Here is a 23,364-nt window from a genome sequence, read left to right as displayed (position 1 = left end):
TAGAAAATCCGACATGGCTCATGGAATATGCTGGATTTTCTATCTCTTTTGAGAATGATACAAGTAAATGAAAGAGACCTGTCAGTTCATTACGTGGAGCGTAATATAAAATAGGAGTGATGCAAAAATGAGGGATTTTTGGAAAGACCCATATATTGAATCCGCCGCTTATTACAGCGTGGTTGTCTTGAGCATTGTCGTCTTTCTTGTTGTGTTTGAGCTCGTTACTAAGTATAAGAATTGGGAAGAGATTCAAAAAGGAAATATGGCTGTTGCGATGGCAACAGGTGGGAAAATATTTGGATTAGCTAATATTTTTCGCTATTCGATTGAGCACAACGACAATTTGTTAAGAATGCTCGGATGGGGAATATATGGGTTCGTTCTTTTACTAGTCAGCTACTTTATTTTCGAATTTTTGACGCCAAAATTTCGAATCGATGATGAAATTGAACAAGATAACAGAGCTGTTGGGTTTATTTCACTTGTTATTTCAATCGGTATGTCCTATGTAATAGGAGCAGGGATAGGATAGGAGAGAGTCATGGAGAAGTTAGCGAAAATTTTACTCGTTTTATGCGGAGTGTTTATGCTTATTGGTCTTATCTATTTATCTATATAGCTTTTCCTAACATTGTGATGATAGCAAAAAAGCTGGCCTGCTTTAAGGCCAGCTTTTTTTAATGATTACTTCCATACGTCTTCAGCAATTGAAATCACGTGCTTTACTTTATCCCACTGCTGCTCTTCTGTTAGTAAATTTCCTTCTTCCGTAGAAGCAAAGCCGCACTGCGGACTCAAACAAATTTGATCAAGAGAAACAAATTCTGCCGCTTCAGCAATTCGTTTTTTCACTGCTTCAGAATCTTCTAAATCTCCAAATTTTGATGTGATAAGGCCAAGGACAATCTGGAGATCATCTCGCTTTACATGTCGAAGTGGTTCAAACCCTCCTGAGCGTTCATCATCAAATTCTAAAAATAGTCCATCTACGTTTAACTGACTGAAAATAGCTTTTGACGCATTTTCATATCCGCCGCTCGCTGTATAAGTGGACTGGAAATTCCCTCTGCAAATATGCATTGTAATGACCATATCATCTGGCTTATGCGCAATGGATTCATTGATCGCATCCGTAAAACGTTTCAGTAATTCTTGGGGCGTAAATCCTTTTGACGCGATTTGTTCTTGTCCTTTTTCTGAGAAAAAGACCGCCCAAGCAGTATCATCTAACTGTAAATAGCGGCATCCGGCATCATAAAATGCTTGAATGGCTTTTTGATATGTTTTAACTAAATCAGCAAAAAATACATCCATATCCGAGTAAGCAGACTCTTCAATATGCCCTCTGAAAAACAGCATATTGGGACTTGGAATGGTGAACTTAGCCACGTGTTTTTCTCCTGCAGCTTGATGTAGAAATTTATAATCTTCAATCATAGGGTGGTGATTAAAATCTAGTTTCCCAGTCACTTTTATACCGTGAGCTTTTGTTTGGACCCCGTGAAACTGAATTCCCGACTCTGCTTCGTAAAGTTCTACGCCAACAAGTTCTGATAGAAAATCAAAGTGCCACCACGCACGGCGAAACTCACCGTCTGTTACGGCTTTTAATCCAATTTTTTTTTGCTTTTCTACGAGCTTACTAATTTCTTTATCTTCAATTGCTCGAAGCTGTTCTTTTGTCATTTTCCCGTTTTCTACTTGTAATCGTGCTTGCTTGATACGTTCAGGACGCAAAAAGCTTCCAACGTGATCTGCTTTGAACGGTCCTTTAGTCAATGTTGTTGTCAATTCATACAGCTCCTTAAAAAAATCTAATTTTTATTATATACAAAAAATTCCGATAATGTATAGGGGTAAATTCAATTTTTATTTATTACGCTGCAGGATGAAAGGGTGATTAGGTAGGAAAGAGAACATTTAATAACGATTGCATCTAAAAAAAGAATGAACTATAATTTTAATTAGAAAATTCTAATTTTTTATTTTTTTGAGGGAGAGGATACGTGTGGAATCCACCGAAAAGATATGGCTTTCTCAATATCCAGATGAAATACCTGCTACGCTTCATTATGAACAAAAAAATTTAGCACAGCTTTTTGAAGAAGCAGTTCAAAAAGATCCTAAAAAAAACGCAATCTATTTTTTAGGGAAAAAAATGACGTTTTCCCAGCTGCATCAAGATTCTCTGAAGCTGTCATCTTACCTTATTGAACTGGGATTAAAAAAAGGGGATAGAGTAGCCATTATGCTTCCAAATTGCCCTCAAGCTGTCATTTCCTTTTATGCTGTTCTTCTTGCCGGAGGAGTAGTCGTTCAAACAAACCCTTTGTATACGGAAAGAGAGTTAGAGTATCAGCTTAATGATTCAGAAGCGATCATGATTATTGCACTCGATTTGCTATATCCGCGTGTAGTAAAAATGAAAGCGTTAACAAAAGTAGAGCACGTAGTCATCACTTCTATTCAAGATTATCTCCCATTTCCCAAAAACATACTCTATCCATTTATTCAGCGCAAACAGCAGAAGATAAGCGTGGATGTGAGTCATACGGAGACTACTCATTTATTTAAACGTATTATAAATGAATCCTCTCCAGCAGTAAGTAATGCCGAGGGAATTTCAGACGAAGATATCGCGATTTTACAATACACTGGGGGAACAACAGGTTTTCCAAAAGGAGTCATGCTTACTCATAAAAATTTGGTAGCCAATGCAACGATGTGTTCACGTTGGTTATACCGCTGCAAGCATGGAGAAGAAAAGGTGCTTGGAATTATCCCGTTTTTTCATGTGTATGGTTTAACAACGGTTCTTGTTCTATCGGTTTTGCAAAACTATGAGATGGTTCTTCTGCCTAAATTTGATGCAAAAACGACGCTCAAAACCATTCATAAGCAGCAGCCGACTTTATTTCCAGGTGCTCCGACAATTTACATCGCATTATTAAACCATCCTGATTTAGCAAAATACAACCTATCTTCCATTGATTCATGTATGAGCGGTTCGGCTCCTCTTCCTGTGGAAGTGCAGGAGCAGTTTGAAAAGCTCAGCGGAGGTAAACTAGTGGAAGGATACGGCTTAACGGAAACCTCTCCTGTTACTCATGCTAATTTTCTTTGGAAAGAGAGAATACCAGGAAGCATTGGAGTGCCTTGGCCAGACACGGATGCCAAAATTCTCTCGTTTGAAACAGGCAAAGAAGCTGCTGTAAACGAAGTAGGAGAAATTGCGGTTAAAGGTCCTCAGGTAATGAAAGGATATTGGAAGCAGCCTGAAGAAACGGAGGCTGTTATGCGAGACGGATGGTTGCTAACAGGTGATGTTGGCTATATGGATGATAAAGGTTATTTTTATGTAGTAGATCGAAAGAAAGATATTATTATCGCTGGGGGATATAATATCTATCCTCGAGAAGTTGAAGAAGTATTATATGAGCATGAAAAAATTCAAGAAGCAGTAGTGGTAGGTGTTCCTGACCCATATAGAGGAGAAACAGTGAAGGCTTACATTGTATTGAAAAATGGTGTAAGATGTACTGAAGAAGAGTTAAATGAGTTTTCTAGAAAGTATTTAGCTGCTTATAAAGTTCCGCGCCTTTATGAATTTCGAAATGAGCTTCCCAAAACAGCGGTCGGTAAGATTCTGCGACGAGCGCTGATTGAAGAAGAAAATGAAAAGCATAAAAAGGCGACGTAATCGATCGTCGCCTTTGATTTTTTTGCTGAAACATAATTGACAGATACTTGCGGTTTCTTTATTATAAAGATATGAATGAATAATCATTCATATTTTAAAGGAGCGTATAAGATTGAGAAGAAATAAGCCAAAGTATAAGCAGATTATCGATGCAGCTGTAGTAGTAATAGCAGAAAACGGATACCACAATGCTCAGGTTTCTAAAATTGCTAAGCAGGCTGGAGTTGCAGACGGTACTATATATTTATATTTTAAAAACAAAGAAGATGTCTTGATTTCCTTATTTCAAGAGAAGATGGGACAATTTGTAGAAAAAATTTATGAAGAACTGGCGGGAATTGAAACCGCGGCAGAAAAACTTCATGTATTAATTGACAAGCATTTTTCGTTTCTAGCGGAGGATCATCATTTAGCTACAGTGACACAGCTCGAACTGCGTCAATCCAACAAAGATTTAAGATTGAAAATTAACGATGTATTAAAAGATTATCTGACTCTCATTGATTCTATTTTGCAGACAGGAATCGAAACGGGTGAGTTTTCTGAAAATATAGATATTCGTCTTGCGCGACAGATGATTTTTGGAACGATTGATGAAACTGTCACAACATGGGTAATGAACGATCATCGATATGGTCTAATAGAATCGGTGGATAAAGTCCATTCCTTGCTGTTAAACGGCTGCAGTGGCTCATAATCGTAAGTGAGCCTGCTGCTCCCTTGCGAGGGGAAAAGCGCAAGGTAATGAAAATAGAAAGAAAGGGTGGCGGAAACAAATGGAGATTATCCAAGTTGAAACTGTTGATGCAATAAGCTTCATTACGTTGAATAGACAACCTGCTAACGCTTTGTCTCAAGATTTATTAAAAGATCTTTCAAGTGTTTTAAAACATTTAGAAGATAGTAAAGAGACAAGGGTTATCGTCATTAAAGGCGAAGGGAAATTCTTTTGTGCTGGAGCTGATATAAAAGAGTTCACATCACTTCAGCAGAAAAAAGAATACGAGAAGCTTGCTGTTAATGGTCAAGAGCTCTTTGAGTATATTGAAAATTACCCAAAACCAGTTATTGCAGCTATTCATGGAGCTGCTTTAGGCGGAGGATTGGAGCTTGCTATGAGCTGCCATATCCGTTTGGTAACGGAAAATGCTAAGCTGGGCTTGCCTGAGCTTCAGTTAGGAATTATACCAGGGTTTGGAGGAACTCAGCGATTGCCGCGTTATGTAGGGGTTCATAAGGCTTGTGAGATGATGCTGACAAGTGATCCAATATCCGGAAGCGAGGCAGTGGAGTTAGGATTAGCAAACGAAGCTTTTGAAGAAAGTCAGCTTATCAATGAAACATTTTTACTTGCTAGAAAAATTGCCAAAAAAAGTCCAATCTCTGTTAAAGCTACATTGCAACTGCTTCAGCATGTAAAAACAGATGCTTATTACAGCGGCATCAAAAAAGAAGCGCAGCTTTTTGGAAGCGTATTCAAAAGCCGTGATGCTCAAGAAGGCGTAGCCGCTTTTATTGAAAAGCGCCAGCCTAAATTTTTAGGAAAATAAGCTTAGGAGGGGAATTGAATGAATATTTATGTGTTAGTAAAAAGAACATTCGATACAGAGGAGAAACTTTCACTAAAAAATGGTCAAATTGTTGAAGATGGAGCTGAATTTATTATTAATCCTTACGATGAGTATGCGGTTGAAGAAGCTATTCAGCTAAAGGAAAAGCATGGCGGGGAGATTACGGTCGTGAGTGTAGGAGGGGAAGAATCTGAAAAAGAACTCCGAACAGCTCTGGCTATGGGGGCAGATAAGGCGGTTTTAATCAACACAGAAGATGACATAGAAGATGGTGATCAGTACACGACTTCTAGGCTGCTGGCACAGTACTTAAAAGAACAATCTCCTGACTTAATTTTGGCAGGAAACGTAGCGATTGACGGAGGTTCTGGCCAAGTGGGGCCGCGCGTAGCAGAACAGTTAGAAATCCCTTATATTACGACCATTACAAAACTGGATATCGAAGGTGAAAAAGTGACAGTTGTACGTGATGTGGAAGGTGATTCGGAGGTTATTGAAACGTCGCTGCCTCTTTTAGTAACAGCTCAGCAGGGACTTAATGAACCTCGCTATCCATCTCTTCCAGGGATTATGAAAGCGAAGAAGAAACCGTTGGTTGAAGTGGAATTGGACGATTTAGATTTAGATGAAGATGATGTAGAAGCAAAAACAAAGACAATTGAAATTTATTTACCTCCGAAAAAAGACGCAGGGCGCGTATTACAAGGGGAGATAAAAGATCAAGTAACAGAACTGGTAAATTTACTGCATAAGGAAGCAAAAGTCATTTAATAAGTCAAAAGTCAAAACAATGGGGGTATTGTAATGGGACGCAAAGTGTTAGTTCTAGGAGAAGCACGTGATGGGGGATTACGAAACGTATCGTTTGAAGCGATTTCCGCAGCGTCTACTGTAGCTGACGGCGGAGAAATTGTTGCAGCATTAGTAGGAAAGGACGTAAAAGCTTTAAGTGAAGAGCTTATTGCGTACGGAGCGAATAAAGTTGTTGTGACGGAGCATGAAGATTTAGTTGCTTACACATCGGATGGTTATGCTCAGGCGTTATTAGCCATCATTGAAAGTGAACAGCCTGAAGCTATCGTATTTGGACATACGGCTCTTGGAAAAGATCTAGCGCCAAAACTGGCAGCTCGCTTAGACAAGGGACTTATCTCCGATGTTACGGATGTAGAAGTTGGAGGGGATCAAGTAGTCTTCACTCGCCCAATTTATTCTGGTAAAGCATTTGAAAAGAAAATCATGACCGATGCTTTTACGTTTGTCACGATTCGTCCAAATAATATTTCACCGCTTGCAAAAGATGAGGGACGTACAGGCAATGTAGAGGATTTAAATGTTGAAATCAAAAACCTGCGTACAGTTGTAAAAGAAGTTGTACGTAAAGCAACACAAGGGGTTGATTTATCCGAAGCAAAAGTTGTGATTGCAGGTGGTCGAGGTGTAAAAAGCACGGAAGGTTTTGGACCTCTCCAAGAACTAGCGGACGTGTTAAATGGAGCTGTCGGGGCATCTCGCGGAGCGTGCGATGCAGATTACTGCGACTATTCTCTTCAAATCGGTCAGACGGGCAAAGTAGTCACACCAGATTTATACATTGCCTGCGGAATCTCAGGTGCCATTCAGCATTTGGCCGGCATGTCAAATTCAAAAATTATTGTTGCAATCAATAAAGATCCTGAAGCGAACATTTTTAAAGTAGCTGATTACGGAATCGTTGGAGATTTATTTGAAGTAGTACCCCTTCTAACAGAAGAATTCAAAAAGATGAAAGTACAGTCTGCATAAATAGTAAAAGTCCTTTTATTTAAAAGGGCTTTTTTTACATGGAAAAAGAAATTTTCTACGCATGTTTTTAGGCAAATTGTACAAACTAGAGCGGAGAATAAACAGTATAAATGTAAGCAAAAAGTTAGCAAACCTTATTTGAAGGTGATATACTGTGAGTAGAATTTGGATATTGCATATATTTAGGAGGAATTAAAATGGCTATTGCACATGCTACAGATAAAAACTTTACAGATGAAATTAAATCAGGCCTAGTGCTTGTTGACTTTTGGGCACCATGGTGTGGACCTTGTAAAATGATTGCTCCAGTTCTTGAAGAAATTGATGGCGAACTTAACGATAAAGTTAAAATCGTGAAAGTAGACGTTGATGAAAATCAAGAAACAGCTGGAAAATTTGGTGTTATGAGTATCCCAACTTTAGTATTATTCAAAGATGGAGAGAAAGTTGACCAAGTAGTTGGTTTCCAACCAAAAGAAGCATTAACAGAATTAATTAATAAACACGCGTAAGTCAAAACCTAGCTCAGGCTAGGTTTTTTCTTTTTCTCCACTTTTTCTCTTTTGGGAATACTTTTATTTAGCGAATATGCGTTCGTTTGTTTTATACTAGATGTAAGGAACACCGTCATAAATCCGGCTTATGTGCATGTATTGTAAGGCAAGAAAGAATGTAGGTTACGCTTCATAAGCGATTGTATAGATGGATAGAGTAAGAGAAGAGGAAGGAGAAAAGTATGAACGATTATTTAAAAGAAAAGCTGGCTATTTTACCGGATCAGCCCGGCTGTTACTTGATGAAAGATAAATATGGAACGGTCATTTACGTAGGAAAAGCAAAAGTATTAAAAAATCGAGTACGCTCCTACTTTACCGGATCTCATGACGGAAAGACGCTTCGACTTGTAAACGACATTGTCGATTTTGAATATATCGTCACATCTTCTAATTTAGAAGCGCTTATTTTAGAAATGAATTTAATTAAAAAGCATGATCCAAAATACAATATCATGCTTAAAGATGATAAGGGTTATCCCTTTATTAAGATTACAGCTGAAAAACAGCCCCGACTTGTTATTACAAGAAAAATAAAAAAAGATAAAGGAAAATACTTCGGTCCTTACCCTAACGTTCAAGCTGCAAATGAAACAAAGCGGCTTCTTGATCGCATTTATCCATTAAGAAAGTGCTCCACCATGCCAGACAGGCCTTGTTTGTATTACCATATCGGACAATGTCTAGCTCCTTGCGTAAAAGAAGTAAAAGAAGAGCAAAACAAACAAATTATTGAAAATATCACGCGGTTTTTAAATGGTGGATATGAGCATGTCAAAACAGAGTTAACCGAAAAAATGTTAAAAGCTTCAGAAGAACTTGACTTTGAACGGGCTAAAGAATATCGAGATCAAATTGCTCATATCGAAGCGACAATGGAAAAGCAAAAAGTAACGTTTAATGATTTTGTTAATCGAGATGTGTTTGGCTACTCTTATGATAAAGGCTGGATGTGTGTTCAAGTTTTCTTTATTCGCCAAGGGAAATTAATTGAGCGAGAAGTTTCTATGTTTCCTTTTTATAAAGAGCCAGAAGAAGATTTCTTAACTTTTATCGGTCAGTTTTATGCCAAAAATATTAAGCCAAAAGAAGTGATGGTTCCAGCAACGATTGATGCAGAGTTAGCTGAGAAATTAGTAGAAGTAGAGGTTCAGCATCCAAAGCGAGGCAAAAAGAAAGAATTAGTAGAGCTTGCGTGCAAAAATGCAAAAATTGCGCTCGGTGAAAAATTCTATTTAATTGAACGAGATGAAGAGCGCACGGTTGGCGCAGTTGAACGGTTAGGAGAAGAGCTTGGAATTGCCGCTCCTTATCGGATTGAAGCATTTGATAACTCAAATATTCAAGGGACAGATCCAGTTTCTGCGATGATTGTTTTTGTTGATGGGAAACCGGAAAAGAAAGAATATCGCAAATATAAAATTAAGACCGTACAGGGACCAGATGATTACAGTTCCATGAAAGAAGTAGTTCGCAGACGGTATTCCAGAGCGTTAAAAGAAGGTCTTCCGCTTCCAGATTTAATTGTCGTAGATGGAGGCAAAGGGCATTTAGCTGCGGTGCAGGACGTTCTCGAAAACGAATTGGGACTTTTAGTGCCTACAGCAGGTCTTGTCAAAGATGATAAGCACAGAACCTCCAATCTGATGATTGGTGAGCCTCCTCAAATCATACCGCTTGAACGCAATAGTCAAGAATTTTATTTGCTTCAGCGAATTCAAGATGAAGTTCACCGCTTTGCGATTACCTTCCACCGTCAAGTGCGCTCTAAGTCCGCTTTTCAGTCCGTTCTGGACAACATTCCAGGAGTGGGAGAAAAGCGTAAAAAAGCTTTGTTAAAGCATTTTGGTTCCGTGAAAAAATTGAAAGAAGCAACGGTTGAAGATATTCGAAATTCAGGTGTTCCTCAAAACATCGCTGAAAAAATTTATGAAACATTGCAAAAATAGTCTTGAAATAATAGAAAATGTTTGATAAGCTATTAACTAATTTCATACGACACTTCATCAAATGAAGTGAAGATAGAGGTGCAAATTTAATCAGTACGTATCAGGAAGGGTATGAGCCCTTATGAATGATGCGGAAAGGGAAATTTGCCGAAGTGAACATTACCTCATAGTAATGATTGCTGGTTCTGCGTTGAATAAACGTAGGATTGTCAAGATGTAGATTCTTGGAGAGCTATCTCACGGCAGTGGACGGTTATGTTTTATAATTTTCGTTCGTTAAGCAATGAGAGCTCATCTCATTGCTTTTTTTATTGTCTGAGTAAAAAAATTTAGCTTCTCATCATCCTGCATATGCAAATTTATTGAAAAGGAATGAACAAAATTATGGCATTAATCGTTCAAAAATTTGGTGGAACATCTGTTGGTTCTGTTGAACGTATTCAACATGTAGCAAACCGTGTTATTCAAGAAGCAGAGCGCGGTAACCAAGTAGTCGTTGTTGTATCCGCAATGGGCAAAACCACAGATGCACTGGTGAAATTAGCAAGTGATATTACGGACAGTCCAAGCAAACGCGAAATGGATATGCTTCTTACAACTGGAGAACAAGTGACGATTTCACTGTTAACGATGGCTCTTCAATGCAAAGGGTATGAAGCAACTTCGCTAACAGGTTGGCAAGCTGGCATCCAGACGGAAGCAGTTCACAGCAATGCACGAATCCAGCACATTGACACGACTCGTATTCAACGTCAGTTAGATAGCGGACGAATCGTAGTAGTAGCTGGATTCCAAGGCTGTTCAGAAGATGGAAGCATTACAACATTAGGTCGAGGCGGCTCTGACACGACGGCAGTAGCTCTTGCCGCGGCACTAAAAGCTGCAAAATGTGATATTTATACAGATGTAACAGGAGTGTTTACGACAGATCCGCGCTATGTAGAAGATGCTCGTAAGCTTCACTCTATTTCATATGACGAAATGTTAGAATTAGCCAATTTGGGAGCAGGGGTGCTGCATCCGCGTGCTGTTGAGTTTGCAAAAAATTATCAGGTACCGCTAGAAGTACGCTCAAGCTTAGAAAACGAGAATGGAACGATTGTTGAGGAGGAAGTTTCAATGGAACAAAACTTAGTCGTAAGAGGAATTGCGTTTGAAGATAATATTTCACGGGTGACAATTGAAGGGTTAAACAACGAGTTACAAACTCTTTCTACTATTTTTACAGCATTAGCAAAAGAACAGTTAAATGTGGATATTATTATTCAAAACGTAACGGCTAATAATCGTCTATCCATCTCATTTTCTATTAAAACCGTAGACGTAGAAGCTGCTCTTGCTGTCTTAAAAGAGTATAAATCTACTTTAGGATATACGCGTATTGAACATGAAAGCAGCCTGGCTAAAGTATCAATTGTCGGATCCGGTATGATTTCTAATCCAGGTGTTGCAGCCGAAATGTTTGAAGTACTGGCAGGAGAGAAAATTGAAGTGAAGATGGTCAGCACGTCTGAAATTAAAGTATCTACAGTTGTACCGCATGCTGATATGGTAAAAGCTGTTGAGACGCTTCACGTAGCATTTGAACTAGAAGAGCAGCAAGCAGTGCAAGTATAAAGAATAGAAAAAAGACGTGGTATCTCCACGTCTTTTATATATAAGTATTTCTTACTTTTTATAACGCTCCGCACGTGTTTCGGTAGGTAAGATATCTTTTCGATCCCACTGCACGGAAATCAGCACTTTTCCGTTCTTTTCTTTAGGCGTTAAATAGGCTTCTGTTAGGCAGTTGTTTTGCCGCTGAATCTGTTCGGCTACAAATCCTGACTCAAGATGAAACGAACAAGTTTCCTGCTGAAATCTTTTGCTGACTACATCACCTGATAATTCAAGCTCTAATGAGTATTTATCTTTTTTTGCAAGCGTCAGTGTTCCCCAGGAGGCTGCTTTAAAAAAAGCGATGATTTCATCCATTGTATTTAATGGATATTTACGCGCAAGGTGTTTTCCTGCCCAGTATGAGATCGTATTCGTTTCGTCTCCAAGAAGCTCTGGAATTAAAACGTCGCGCAAAAGGCTGTATCCGAAATATGGAACGTGATCAAGAGCTCTCCCTGTTTCAGCTGCGACATTAGGTTCTGATGTTTCCATCGTCTCTTCAAGTTCTTGCTGTGATTCTGTTTGTAAATTGCTCATGCTTTCCCCTCTTTCTTTACTACTATTATATACAAATCTAAAAAACCTCTCACGCATTTTTTTGATAAATTGTAAGAGGATCTTTATTATGGTAAAAAGAGTTATATGTAAAGATGAAAAAACCATAAAACTCCTTTTAAAAGGGTACTTTTACCTGTGTAAATGTTTTGTGAACTTGTTTACAATAAAAGCATAAAGTAAACGCTTACTTAATTGTGGCAAGCAATAATATAATAGAAAGAAAAAATCTTTAACATCAATGTAGTAAGCGTTAACAAATTTAAAATTTTATAAATTTATATTTTATAGAAGATTTAAATATCTTGCCTTGACGCTCTTAATCGATGGGAGTAAAATTAACCTGTCACATACTTTATTAGGAAATGCAAAGGTTTTCATTTCCTGTATTCACGATTAATCTATTTGTCTAGTGGGAGTAAGAAAGTTCTTCACAAACTATGTTCATTTAACTAAGGGGGGTCTACGCAGATGGCGGCAAACAGAGAGTTTCAATATCGGAGAATCCATTCATTACTTGGAGTAATACCAATCGGGATTTTCTTAACACAGCATTTAGTTGTGAATCATTTCGCGACAAAGGGAGAAGAATCATTTAATCAAGCAGCTCACTTCATGGAGAGCTTACCTTTCCGCTATGCTCTAGAAATTTTCATTATTTTCTTACCAATCGTTTTTCACGCAATATACGGTCTTTACATCGCATTCACTGCTAAAACAAACGTTAACAACTATGGATTTTTCCGTAACTGGATGTTTATCCTTCAGCGTGTTTCAGGTGTAATCACACTTATCTTCATCACATGGCACGTATGGGAAACCAGAATACAAGCTGCGCTTGGAAAAGAAGTAGATTTTCAAATGATGGAACAAATTTTAAGCAACCCGGCAATGCTTGCATTCTACATAGTTGGTGTTGTATCTACAATCTTCCACTTTGCAAACGGTCTATGGTCATTTGGCGTTAGCTGGGGGTTAACTGTAACACCACGTTCTCAAAGAATTTCAACTTATGTGACATTAGCAATCTTCTTAGCACTTACATTCGTAGGTGTTCGTACATTATTCGCATTTGCATAAAATTAAGGTTTCGAAGGAGTGGGGTTCCGATGAGTAACGGAAAAATCATCGTAGTCGGTGGCGGTTTAGCTGGCTTGATGGCAACAATAAAAATTGCTGAGTCTGGCAAGCAAGTAGATTTATTTTCACTAGTTCCGGTAAAAAGATCTCACTCAGTTTGCGCGCAAGGTGGAATTAACGGAGCCGTAAATACAAAAGGTGAAGGGGATTCACCATGGGAACACTTTGATGACACAGTGTATGGCGGCGACTTTTTAGCCAACCAGCCACCTGTAAAAGCAATGTGTGAAGCAGCTCCTGGTATTATTCACTTACTTGACCGCATGGGTGTTATGTTTAACCGTACTCCTGAGGGTTTGTTAGACTTCAGACGATTTGGCGGTACGCAGCATCACCGTACGGCTTTTGCTGGAGCAACAACGGGTCAACAATTACTATACGCATTAGATGAACAGGTTCGCCGTTATGAAGTTGCCGGACTTGTGACAAAGTACGAAGGATGGGAATTCCTAGGCGCTGTACTGGATGATGATCGTACCTGTCGCGGAATTTCAGCACAGAATTTAAAATCAATGGAAATCAAAACGTTCCCTGCTGATGCAGTTATTATGGCTACAGGTGGACCTGGGATTGTCTTTGGAAAATCAACAAACTCGGTTATTAATACAGGTTCAGCAGCCTCTATTGTATATCAGCAAGGTGCATACTATTCAAACGGAGAGTTTATTCAAATTCATCCAACTGCTATTCCGGGAGATGACAAGCTTCGTCTTATGAGTGAATCTGCTCGGGGAGAAGGCGGACGCGTTTGGACATATAAAGACGGTAAACCTTGGTATTTCTTAGAGGAAAAATATCCGGCATACGGTAACTTGGTACCTCGTGATATTGCAACTCGTGAAATTTTCGACGTCTGCGTAGCGCAGAAGTTAGGAATTAACGGAGAGAACATGGTTTATCTTGACCTTTCACATAAAGATCCAAAAGAGCTAGACATTAAACTTGGAGGTATCATTGAAATCTATGAAAAATTCATGGGTGATGATCCACGCAAGGTACCAATGAAAATTTTCCCAGCCGTACACTATTCAATGGGCGGTTTATGGGTGGATTACGATCAAATGACAAATATTCCTGGCTTATTCGCAGCTGGTGAGTGTGATTATTCACAGCACGGAGCGAACCGTTTAGGGGCAAACTCATTATTATCAGCTATTTATGGTGGTATGGTTGCGGGTCCTAAAGCTGTTGAATATATCAATGGTTTAGAAAAGAGCGCAGATGCTATTTCTTCAAGCGTATATGATCGTCATGTGAAAGAAGAAGAAGAGAAATGGAACAATATCATGAATCTTCAAGGTACAGAAAATGCATACGTTCTTCATAAAGAGCTAGGGGAATGGATGACTGACAACGTGACAGTCGTACGATACAATGACAAACTGTTAAAAACAGATGAAAAGATTCAAGAGTTAATTGAACGTTATGATCGTATTAACATTAATGACACGGCCAAATGGAGTAATCAAGCGGCAACATTTACTCGTCAGCTGCAAAACATGCTTCAGCTTTCACGTGTTGTAACGCTAGGAGCTTACAACCGTAACGAGAGTCGCGGTGCTCATTATAAGCCGGATTTCCCAGATCGTAACGATGAAGAATTCTTAAAAACAACAATGGCATCTTTCGTTGATAAGAAAACGGCTCCTTCTTTCCATTATGAAGAGGTAGACGTATCGTTAATCAAACCGCGTAAGCGCGACTACACAAAGAAAAAAGATGAAAAACCCAAAAAACAACAAGAGGGGGTTCGTTAATCAATGAGTGAACAACAAACAGTCCAAAAGACAGTGCGCTTCATTATTACACGTCAAGATTCAGCTGAATCTGCTCCTTACAATCAGGAGTTTGAAATTCCGTATCGTCCGAATATGAACGTTATTTCAGCACTGATGGAAATTAGACGTAACCCTGTTGATGCTTCAGGTAAAGAGGTTGCTCCGATAAACTGGGAAATGAACTGTTTAGAGGAAGTATGCGGAGCCTGTTCAATGGTTATCAACGGTAAACCTCGTCAGTCATGTACAGCTCTTGTTGATAAACTAGAACAGCCGATTCGCTTGCAGCCAATGAAAACATTCCCTGTTGTTCGTGATTTGCAGGTAGACCGCAGCCGTATGTTTGATTCACTAAAAAAAGTAAAAGCATGGGTTCCAATCGATGGCACATACGATTTAGGACCAGGACCGCGTATGCCAGAAAAGAAACGTCAGTGGGCATATGAGTTATCCAAGTGTATGACATGCGGCGTTTGCTTAGAAGCTTGTCCAAACGTAAACGACAAGTCAAACTTCATCGGTCCAGCACCGCTTTCTCAAGTTCGCTTGTTTAATGCCCATCCAACGGGTGCGTTAAATAAAGGAGAACGTTTAGAGACTATTATGGGTGACGGAGGGCTAGCGAACTGTGGGAACTCTCAAAACTGCGTTCAATCATGTCCGAAAGGAATTCCATTGACTACTTCAATCGCAGCCTTGAACCGCGACACAACAATTCAAGCATTCAGAAGTTTCTTTGGTAGCGATCAAGTATAATCACTCAAAACCTCTCCACGCGGAGAGGTTTTATTTTGTCTATGACGAACGGAGGAATTACAGATGAATAATATTTCGTATATTGAGGACATGGATCACTGGAAAGAGTCATTTTCGTTTAAGCAGAAAATCAAGGTAAGATTTTCGGAAACAGATATGTTTGGGCATTTAAATAATACGGTTCCTTTTGTTTATTTTGAACAGATACGTACTGAATTCTTTCACCATATTGGCTTTATGCAAAAGTGGACGAGTGAGCATGAGGGAACGATACCGGTGGTGGCTGATTTGCAGTGCGATTATGTGAAACAAGTGTATTTTGGCGACATGCTATCTGTTTTTGTAAAAGCTCATAGAATCGGACGTTCTTCGGTTGATTTACACTATATGGTTCAAAATGAGCAAAGAGAGGTTGTACTCACGGGGAGAGGAACAATGGTGCAAATTTCTAAAGAAACAGGAAAAAGTGTGCCTTGGAATGAAGAGATGAAAAGGTGTTTATCGAATATATGAAAATGGCTTGAAGGCTCTTTCTTCAGGCTTTTTTTCTTTTTTAAAGGTGAAAAAGAGTTTTTTGCATATTTTTTTTTAAAACTAGTAACCGCGTAGGCATACCGCACATAAGATATGTTGACTAAATTTACACCCATCCGATAGTTCAACTCAGGATCAGGCAAGGAGGGTTACATTGAAAGAAAAAGAGTTTCAACCTAAACCGCTACTTACAAAGCGTGAACGAGAAGTATTCGAGCTTTTAGTACAGGACAAAACAACAAAAGAAATCGCGAGTGAACTATTCATTAGCGAAAAAACAGTTCGAAATCATATTTCTAATGCGATGCAAAAGCTTGGAGTCAAGGGGCGTTCTCAAGCAGTCGTAGAACTCCTTCGTATGGGAGAACTTGAACTATAACATGAGCTGGCTTTCTTCTTAGAAAGCCAGCTTTTTGTATATTTTTTTAAGTGTCGCATATGCATCTAGAAAGAATGACGTTAAGAAAATATTATAAAAAAGATAAATCTTTATAAAAAAAACTTATTGCTTGAAATTGAATTTCAGAGTACGTATACTTTTAAGTAAGGAGATACTAGTTCAGAAGAAAGAGAGGTGAGATGATGAAAAATGTATGGATGAGCGTATTGTTATGTATGATATTCTGTTTGCCTTTTGCGAGTTTGCCAGATAAATTTATTGATAACGACTTTGAAAAAGTAAAGGTCACAAAAAGTTCGGTTCAGCATTACACGGATATCGTGCACATGTCTCCAGGAGCTAAGCACAGCGTCAAACAAATAGGATCTCTTATACAAAGTGTGATATTAACTTTTGCTTTAGTATGGGTGGGTGCCAAAATCATCATTCCGACGCATCAAATTGCGTATTTTATCCTCAAGAAAACACTTTTTTATCCAAAAATCTTTCAATCAAGTTACCTCAATTAAATAAAAAAGGTTGAAATTTCAACAGCCTTTTCTTCAAACCTAAAATTACCAACTATTCTTAGGTTTATTTGTCATGCGGATTTTCTATACAAATAATGCGATAAAATTTAAAAATTCTTCTTAAAAACTTTATAGGAGTGATCATTCAATGATGATTAAAGAAACGGAATTACCAGGAATCGGCCGTAAATTTGAAATTGAGACAAGCGGAGGAAGCCGCGTAGTCGTTATCATTCATGATGATGGACGACGTGAAATCTACCACTTCGATCAAAAAGATTTAGAAGAAAGCATTTTTGACATTACGTTAACAGATACGGAATCAAGACAGCTAGCTGCTATTTTAGGTGGCATGATTTATAAGCCCAAAGCAATGGAAACCATTGAAGTGGCATTCAATGACTTAGTTATTGAATGGTACAAAGTTGAAAAGCAGGCGAAAGCTCACAGCAAAACAATTGGTGAAATTGACGTTCGCAGTAACTATGATGTCACCATCATCGCCGTCATTAAAAACACGCAAAAAAAATTATCAACTCCAGGACCAGATACGTTAATTGAAGAAGGAGATACGCTTGTCATCTCTGGAGAAAGAGGAAATTTAAAAACGCTCATTAAAGAATTGCTTTCACAAGGAGGTAGTTCATAATTGGATCATTTAGTATTTGAAGTTGGGACAGCTTTGTTACTAGTCGCTTTAGCGGCTATACTAGCACATAAATTTAAATTTACAATTATTCCATTCCTCATTCTGCTGGGCATGGCGGTTGGTCCCCATGCTCCTGAGTTTGGCTCGTTCAGTTTAAAGTTTATTGAAAGCCAAGAGATTATTGAATTTATGGGGAGAATTGGAGTTCTCTTTTTACTATTTTATTTAGGATTAGAATTTTCAGTTGGAAAGTTAATTAAATCAGGTAGGTCCATCGCGGTGGGAGGGTCTATTTATATTTTAATTAACTTCACTTTAGGATTATTGTATGGATACCTGACAGGAAACCCTCTTCTTGAAGTGCTGATTATCGCTGGAATTATTACGATTTCATCCAGTGCGATTGTCGCAAAAGTATTGGTTGATTTAAAACGAACAGCGAATCCAGAAACGGAACTGATATTAGGGATCATTATGTTTGAAGATATTTTCTTAGCCGTTTATCTTTCTGTCGTTTCAGGGTTGGTGCTTGGGGACCACGGATCGCTTGCTGGGTCTTTAACGTCTATTTTAATTGCGTTTGGCTATATGATGCTGTTCTTTATCATTGCTCGAAAAGCCACGCCGCTACTAAATAAACTTTTAAATATTTCATCAAACGAAATCTTTATAATCGTAGTTTTTGCGGTATTGTTTTTCGTGGCAGGCTTCTCAGAAACAATCCACGTGGCAGAAGCAATTGGCGCATTATTGCTTGGACTTGTATTTTCTGAAACAGAACATCGCGATCGTATTGAACATCTTGTCGTACCGTTTCGTGATTTCTTTGGAGCCATCTTTTTCTTCAGTTTCGGATTAAGTATTGATCCTCTCACGTTATGGGATGCAGGCTGGCTTGCGCTTGGAGCAGTTGCGCTTACGATAATTGGTAACTTTACAGCCGGTATAATTTCAGGAAGAAAAAGCGGGCTGTCACACAAGGCTTCTACCAACATTGGATTAACGATTATGTCACGAGGCGAGTTTTCTATCATTATGGCTAACATTGGAATTGAAGGAGGATTATCTGCAATTCTTCAGCCATTCGCTGCGCTTTACGTATTGATTTTAGCTATTATTGGTCCTTTGTTAACAAAGGAGTCTAAGCACATATACGGATTTTTAAACCGAGTATTTAAATGGAAAAAACCAAATCCTCAAGAATCAAAAGGATAAAATATATAAAACGCAGTTGACAAATCGGATTAATATGATAAAATTCAAAATAATCCAATAACAAATCAGTTAAATATAGCAACGGGCTGATCGGTCAACCGAAAGCTCCTACCTTTTTCAGGTAGGAGCTTTTGTGTTTTTAAGTGAAATAGTTTCTGATTTAAAAATTAACGAAGGAGGAATTGCTGTGAGTGTCATGATTCAATCGGTTAACCGCTCATTCCAAAAAGGAGAACAAGTAACTCAAGCATTGCGAAATGTAAATCTTACTATTAATAAAGGTGAATTTATAACCGTTATTGGTCCGAGCGGATGCGGGAAAAGTACACTGCTTAAAATGATCGCAGGACTTGATATGGATTATGAAGGGCGCATTGAAATCAACGGGAAGCACATAGCCGGCCCTAGCATTAAACAAGGAATGATTTTTCAAGAACACCGCTTGTTCCCGTGGCTTAATGTTGAACAAAATATAGCAGCTGACTTATCGCTGAAAGATTCGAACGTTCGGCGCCGCGTAGATGAGCTAATTGATATTGTCAGGCTGAAAGGATTTGAAAAAGCTTATCCTCGAGAACTATCTGGAGGGATGTCTCAACGAGTTGCTATTGCGCGTGCTCTTTTAAGAAATCCAGAGGTTTTATTATTAGATGAACCGTTTGGTGCGTTAGATGCTTTCACCCGCACTCATTTGCAAGATGTGCTGCTAGATATATGGAAAAAAGAAAAAACAACCATGATTTTTGTTACGCATGATTTAGATGAATCCATTTACTTGGGGACTAAAATTGTGATTATGAGTGCCAGACCAGGAGAAATTAGCCGGGTCGTGCCAGTAGAAATTAGTCATCCGCGAAAAAAGACAGAATTACCATTTCAGCAACTAAGGCAGCAAGTACTGAAAGAATTTGAAGAAGCAGGAGAACATTAAAGATTCAATAAGACAGAGAAGGAGATAGAACAGATGAAAAAGCTACTTTTAACTGCAGCTATTGTACTTGTTCTCGCATTGGCTGGGTGCGGGACGAAAGAAAAAGCGAGCGGAGAAGATTCGAAAAACGTTACGATCAATATTGGTATCCAACAAAGCCTAGGACCTTTAATGCTGGCACAAAACCAAAAATGGTTTGAAAAAGAATTTAAAAAAATAGGTGTAAATGTCAAATGGACCGAGTTTCAAAGCGGTCCTCCGCAATTTGAAGGTTTAGCATCTGGACACTTGGATTTCGGTCAAGTTGGAAATTCACCGGTTATTTCTGGTCAAGGCGCAGATATTCCGTTTTTAGAAATTGCTAATTCCAGCGACGGATTAAAAGGAAATGCCATTTTAGTAGGGAAAAACAGCAAGATTAAAAGCGTAAAAGATTTAAAAGGTAAAAAGATTGCGGTTGCGAAAGGAAGCAGTGGTTTTAATTTATTGTACAGAGCTCTTGACCAAAATGGCTTGAAGCCAAGTGATGTAAAGATTATTCAGCTTCAGCCAGACGAAGCTCAGCCAGCATTTGAAAATGGGTCAGTTGATGCATGGTCAATTTGGGAACCATTTGTCTCACTGCAAAACTTAAAAAATGAAGCGCGTATTTTAGCAGACGGCGATTCGTTAAAGGTTGCTTCACCAAGTTTTACTATTGTAAGAGAAGGCTTCGCAAAAGATCATCCAGAGTTAGTCGTTAAGTTTTTACAAGTTTATCAAAAAGCGCTCCAGTGGCAAAACGAACATTTTGAAGAATCTGTGGATATTTTAGCAAAGCAAAAAAATCTAGATAAAGACGTAGTAAGACAAGTATTAAAAAATAATCCTGTCTATAATCGCCCAACTTCTAAAGAAATTATTGCAGAACAACAGCGAACAGCTGATTTTCAACAATCTTTAGGCATTATTAAAAAGAAAATTGATACTGGGGATGTCGTTGATAATTCATTTATTGAAAAAGCATTAAAAGAAAAATGAGGTGATGAAAATGAGTAAAACATCTGTGGTGTCAGGGCATGTTCAGTCTTCAGTAGCTCACTTGCAAAAAGTGAAAAAAAGAAAAGAAGAAACGAAAAATAAGCATGGAATTTTCCTTCGTTCTCTTGTCGTGCCAATTCTACTTATCGTCGTGTGGCAAATCATTGGTTCTGCGGGCTATGTATCCAAAACTGTTCTTCCTACCCCTGTTGATATTGTACTTTCTTTTAAACAGCTAATCGTATCGGGGGAACTCGGCGCTAACCTTCAAATCAGTATTTTGCGTGCTGCTATAGGTTTTGCCATTGGAGCTGGTCTAGGGTTACTATTCGGTGTTATTGTCGGTTTCTCAAAGAAAACGGAGCACTATATGGATCCTTCTATTCAAATGCTTAGAACCGTTCCGCACCTTGCATTGGCGCCTTTATTTATCTTATGGTTTGGCTTTGGGGAAATTTCAAAAGTATTGTTAATTGCAAATGGTGCATTTTTTCCAATCTATGTTAATACGTATCTAGGCATTCGCGGCGTTGACTCGAAATTGTTTGATGTTGCTCGTGTTCTTCAATTTAGTAAATGGAAACAAATAACAAAACTCATTTTACCAGCCGCTCTTCCTAATATTTTACTGGGTGTCCGATTGTCTTTAGGTATTGCATGGCTCGGACTGGTAGTAGCAGAATTAATGGGAGCAAGTGAAGGTGTAGGATATATGATTATGGATGCTAGACAGTTTTCTCAAACGGACGTAGTTTTTGTTGGAATTATCATTTTTGCTGTTGTAGGGAAATTAACGGATTCATTTGTCCGAATATTAGAAAATCGTCTTCTCAAATGGAGAGACAGCTACGCAGGTGACAAATAAAATAAGGATTTATATACGTATTAATCCTTGTAAATATATCGGTTTTATAAGTTAAAAGGAGAGATGATGATGAGCCAGGTTACAATTATTACAGGAAGTCCTTCAAAACAATCAAGGTCAACTGCTTTAAGCGATTATATTGCAGCAAACCTACAAGATGAAAAATATGAAGTGAAAACCGTGCATGTCCGCGATCTACCCGCTGAAGACTTAGTATATGCTAACTTTTCTAGCCCTGCGATTCAAGAAGCTCAAAAGAAAGTGGCAGATGCTGATGCCGTTATTATTGTCAGCCCAATCTATAAAGCTAGCTACACGGGAATCTTAAAAACATTTTTAGATTTAATACCTGAAAAAGGTTTACACAATAAAACGGTGCTTCCAATAGCTACAGGGGGAACCATTGCTCATCTGTTAGCTCTCGATTATGTATTTAAGCCAACTTTATCCGTTTTAGGAGCTACTGCTCTTATTCATGGAGTTTATATTGTTGATTCAGAGGTGGCCTATACGAAAGAAAATGAAATTGAGTTTATTGCGGAAGAAGCGGAAGCGAGAATTAAACGTTCATTAAAAGAGCTAGGATATCATTTAGAACAAACGAAAAGGAGTGTTGAATCATGAAAATGTTATGGTTTATTCCTTCCCATGGAGATGGAAGATATTTAGGGACAAATCGAGGAGGTCGTTCAGCAGACTATTCATATTTCCGGCAAGTTGCTCAAGCAGCTGACCGATTAGGGTTTGAAGGAGTGCTGATTCCAACGGGGAAATCATGCGAAGACCCGTGGCTATTGGCTGCTTCACTTATACCTGAGACAGAGCGTCTAAAATTTTTAGTAGCTGTACGCCCCGGTATTATGGCTCCTTCCGTGGCAGCGCGCATGACTTCAACTCTTGATCGAATTTCAAACGGTCGTTTACTAGTCAACGTAGTAGCAGGAGGAGATCCAGCTGAATTAGCCGGAGACGGCCTTTTCTTATCACATGATGAGCGTTATGCAGCTACGGATGAATTTTTAGATGTGTGGAAAGGATTATTGGCTGGCGATACGGTTAATTATGAAGGAAAACATATTCATGTAGAGAATAGTGAGCTGTTGTATCCACCCGTTCAAAAACCTTCTCCACCTATTTATTTTGGCGGGTCTTCACCCGCAGGACAAAAAGTGGCAGCAAAACATTCAGACGTGTATTTAACGTGGGGCGAACCTCCTGAACAAGTAAGAGAAAAAATAACGGCTGTGAGAAAGCAAGCAGAAGCAGAAGGCAGAACCGTTAAGTTTGGGATTCGTTTGCATATTATTGTACGAGAAACAGAAGAAGAGGCATGGCAAGCAGCCGATCGATTAATTCAGCATTTGGACGACGACACTATTCAAGCAGCACAACGTACTTTTGCCAGGTATGACTCAGTCGGGCAGCAGCGAATGGCGAGCCTTCATAGGGGAACCCGAGAGGAACTTACGATTAGCCCTAATTTATGGGCAGGTGTAGGGCTCGTTCGGGGAGGTGCAGGAACTGCTCTAGTAGGCAGTGCTGAAAATATAGCGAAACGAATAAAAGAATATGAAGCTTTAGGAATTGAATCTTTTATTTTATCAGGCTATCCCCATTTAGAAGAAGCTTATTACGTAGGGGAGTTATTGTTCCCGCTTTTAAATATTGATGACGGTGAAGGAAAGAGTGAAAGCATAGGGGAGATTATTGCAAACGATAGGTTTCCAAAAGCTTCAACGTCGTAAAAGAAGAACCGGTGATTTTTTCACCGGTTCTTCTTCTGCATTCATC

Annotated in this window: 24 protein-coding genes and 1 riboswitch; of the genes, 22 read left to right on the top strand and 2 right to left on the bottom strand. The window is 38.8% G+C overall.

Annotated features, from left to right (window positions below; genetic code table 11):
- Positions 1-127 precede the first annotated feature (127 nt).
- Complete coding sequence (locus M3225_RS05730; RefSeq protein WP_013059411.1) at positions 128-535, top strand: DUF350 domain-containing protein; 408 nt, start codon at positions 128-130, stop codon at positions 533-535.
- 152 nt (positions 536-687) lie between these two features.
- Here the strand turns inward: M3225_RS05730 and M3225_RS05725 are convergent, their stop codons facing one another.
- Entirely contained in the window at positions 688-1,794 is a 1,107-nt protein-coding gene (locus tag M3225_RS05725; RefSeq protein ID WP_251391618.1) for a 5-methyltetrahydropteroyltriglutamate--homocysteine S-methyltransferase, read from the bottom strand.
- 217 nt (positions 1,795-2,011) lie between these two features.
- On the opposite strand from M3225_RS05725, the gene M3225_RS05720 reads away from it, so the two are divergent.
- The 8 genes from M3225_RS05720 to M3225_RS05685 all read left to right on the top strand — a co-directional run bounded on the left by M3225_RS05720 (position 2,012) and on the right by M3225_RS05685 (position 11,179).
- Positions 2,012-3,703 carry an AMP-binding protein gene (locus M3225_RS05720; protein ID WP_251391616.1) on the top strand — a complete coding sequence of 564 codons (1,692 nt, stop codon included), beginning with the start codon at positions 2,012-2,014 and terminating at the stop codon, positions 3,701-3,703.
- Positions 3,704-3,815: 112 nt separating this feature from the next.
- Entirely contained in the window at positions 3,816-4,400 is a 585-nt protein-coding gene (locus M3225_RS05715; RefSeq protein ID WP_013059408.1) for a TetR/AcrR family transcriptional regulator, read from the top strand.
- Between the two features lie 79 nt (positions 4,401-4,479).
- Complete coding sequence (locus M3225_RS05710) at positions 4,480-5,253, top strand: enoyl-CoA hydratase (protein ID WP_251391614.1); 774 nt, start codon at positions 4,480-4,482, stop codon at positions 5,251-5,253.
- 18 nt (positions 5,254-5,271) lie between these two features.
- Entirely contained in the window at positions 5,272-6,045 is a 774-nt protein-coding gene (locus M3225_RS05705) for an electron transfer flavoprotein subunit beta/FixA family protein (RefSeq protein ID WP_251391613.1), read from the top strand.
- Between the two features lie 33 nt (positions 6,046-6,078).
- Entirely contained in the window at positions 6,079-7,059 is a 981-nt protein-coding gene (locus M3225_RS05700; protein WP_251391612.1) for an electron transfer flavoprotein subunit alpha/FixB family protein, read from the top strand.
- 197 nt (positions 7,060-7,256) lie between these two features.
- Positions 7,257-7,571, top strand: a complete 315-nt coding sequence (gene trxA / locus M3225_RS05695) for a thioredoxin (RefSeq protein WP_013059404.1) — start codon at positions 7,257-7,259, stop codon at positions 7,569-7,571.
- A 224-nt stretch (positions 7,572-7,795) separates the two neighbouring features.
- Positions 7,796-9,562: an excinuclease ABC subunit UvrC gene (gene uvrC / locus M3225_RS05690; RefSeq protein ID WP_251391611.1), complete on the top strand. Its 1,767-nt coding sequence runs from the start codon at positions 7,796-7,798 to the stop codon at positions 9,560-9,562.
- A gap of 65 nt (positions 9,563-9,627) precedes the next feature.
- A riboswitch (Lysine riboswitch) is annotated at positions 9,628-9,805 on the top strand.
- Positions 9,806-9,946: 141 nt separating this feature from the next.
- A complete protein-coding gene (locus M3225_RS05685) occupies positions 9,947-11,179 on the top strand; it encodes an aspartate kinase (RefSeq protein WP_251391610.1) in 1,233 nt (410 codons plus the stop codon).
- A gap of 51 nt (positions 11,180-11,230) precedes the next feature.
- Here M3225_RS05685 and M3225_RS05680 read toward each other — a convergent pair whose 3' ends face one another.
- Entirely contained in the window at positions 11,231-11,758 is a 528-nt protein-coding gene (locus M3225_RS05680; protein WP_251391609.1) for a YslB family protein, read from the bottom strand.
- 489 nt (positions 11,759-12,247) lie between these two features.
- On the opposite strand from M3225_RS05680, the gene M3225_RS05675 reads away from it, so the two are divergent.
- From M3225_RS05675 to ssuD, 13 genes are all read left to right on the top strand, one after another.
- Positions 12,248-12,856 carry a succinate dehydrogenase cytochrome b558 subunit gene (locus tag M3225_RS05675; protein WP_057245013.1) on the top strand — a complete coding sequence of 203 codons (609 nt, stop codon included), beginning with the start codon at positions 12,248-12,250 and terminating at the stop codon, positions 12,854-12,856.
- A gap of 29 nt (positions 12,857-12,885) precedes the next feature.
- Entirely contained in the window at positions 12,886-14,673 is a 1,788-nt protein-coding gene (sdhA, locus tag M3225_RS05670; RefSeq protein ID WP_195781774.1) for a succinate dehydrogenase flavoprotein subunit, read from the top strand.
- A gap of 3 nt (positions 14,674-14,676) precedes the next feature.
- Positions 14,677-15,450 carry a succinate dehydrogenase iron-sulfur subunit gene (sdhB, locus tag M3225_RS05665; protein ID WP_013059398.1) on the top strand — a complete coding sequence of 258 codons (774 nt, stop codon included), beginning with the start codon at positions 14,677-14,679 and terminating at the stop codon, positions 15,448-15,450.
- Between the two features lie 63 nt (positions 15,451-15,513).
- Complete coding sequence (locus M3225_RS05660) at positions 15,514-15,963, top strand: acyl-CoA thioesterase (protein WP_251391608.1); 450 nt, start codon at positions 15,514-15,516, stop codon at positions 15,961-15,963.
- A 175-nt stretch (positions 15,964-16,138) separates the two neighbouring features.
- Positions 16,139-16,363: a spore germination transcription factor GerE gene (gene gerE / locus M3225_RS05655; RefSeq protein ID WP_013059396.1), complete on the top strand. Its 225-nt coding sequence runs from the start codon at positions 16,139-16,141 to the stop codon at positions 16,361-16,363.
- A gap of 203 nt (positions 16,364-16,566) precedes the next feature.
- Entirely contained in the window at positions 16,567-16,893 is a 327-nt protein-coding gene (locus tag M3225_RS05650; RefSeq protein WP_251391606.1) for a hypothetical protein, read from the top strand.
- Between the two features lie 148 nt (positions 16,894-17,041).
- Positions 17,042-17,542, top strand: a complete 501-nt coding sequence (locus M3225_RS05645; protein ID WP_050688587.1) for a cation:proton antiporter regulatory subunit — start codon at positions 17,042-17,044, stop codon at positions 17,540-17,542.
- Positions 17,543-18,757, top strand: a complete 1,215-nt coding sequence (locus M3225_RS05640) for a cation:proton antiporter (RefSeq protein ID WP_251391605.1) — start codon at positions 17,543-17,545, stop codon at positions 18,755-18,757.
- A 187-nt stretch (positions 18,758-18,944) separates the two neighbouring features.
- Positions 18,945-19,688 (top strand): ABC transporter ATP-binding protein, encoded by a 744-nt coding sequence (locus M3225_RS05635; protein WP_374109808.1) that lies wholly within the window; start codon positions 18,945-18,947, stop codon positions 19,686-19,688.
- Positions 19,689-19,721: 33 nt separating this feature from the next.
- Complete coding sequence (locus tag M3225_RS05630; protein WP_251391603.1) at positions 19,722-20,708, top strand: aliphatic sulfonate ABC transporter substrate-binding protein; 987 nt, start codon at positions 19,722-19,724, stop codon at positions 20,706-20,708.
- A gap of 10 nt (positions 20,709-20,718) precedes the next feature.
- The gene (locus M3225_RS05625; protein WP_251391602.1) at positions 20,719-21,573 is read left to right on the top strand and encodes an ABC transporter permease; all 855 of its coding nucleotides are present in this window, start codon (positions 20,719-20,721) and stop codon (positions 21,571-21,573) included.
- 69 nt (positions 21,574-21,642) lie between these two features.
- A complete protein-coding gene (gene ssuE, locus M3225_RS05620; protein ID WP_251391601.1) occupies positions 21,643-22,197 on the top strand; it encodes an NADPH-dependent FMN reductase in 555 nt (184 codons plus the stop codon).
- Positions 22,194-23,318, top strand: coding sequence for an FMNH2-dependent alkanesulfonate monooxygenase (gene ssuD / locus M3225_RS05615; RefSeq protein ID WP_251391600.1), 1,125 nt, complete (start codon positions 22,194-22,196; stop codon positions 23,316-23,318). Before ssuE ends, ssuD begins: the two co-directional genes overlap by 4 nt.
- The last annotated feature ends 46 nt before the right edge of the window (positions 23,319-23,364 follow it).

This window comes from Priestia aryabhattai, assembly GCF_023715685.1.
Classification (GTDB): Bacteria; Bacillota; Bacilli; order Bacillales; family Bacillaceae_H; genus Priestia; species Priestia aryabhattai_B.
This window is presented reverse-complemented; position numbering and strand designations above follow the sequence as displayed.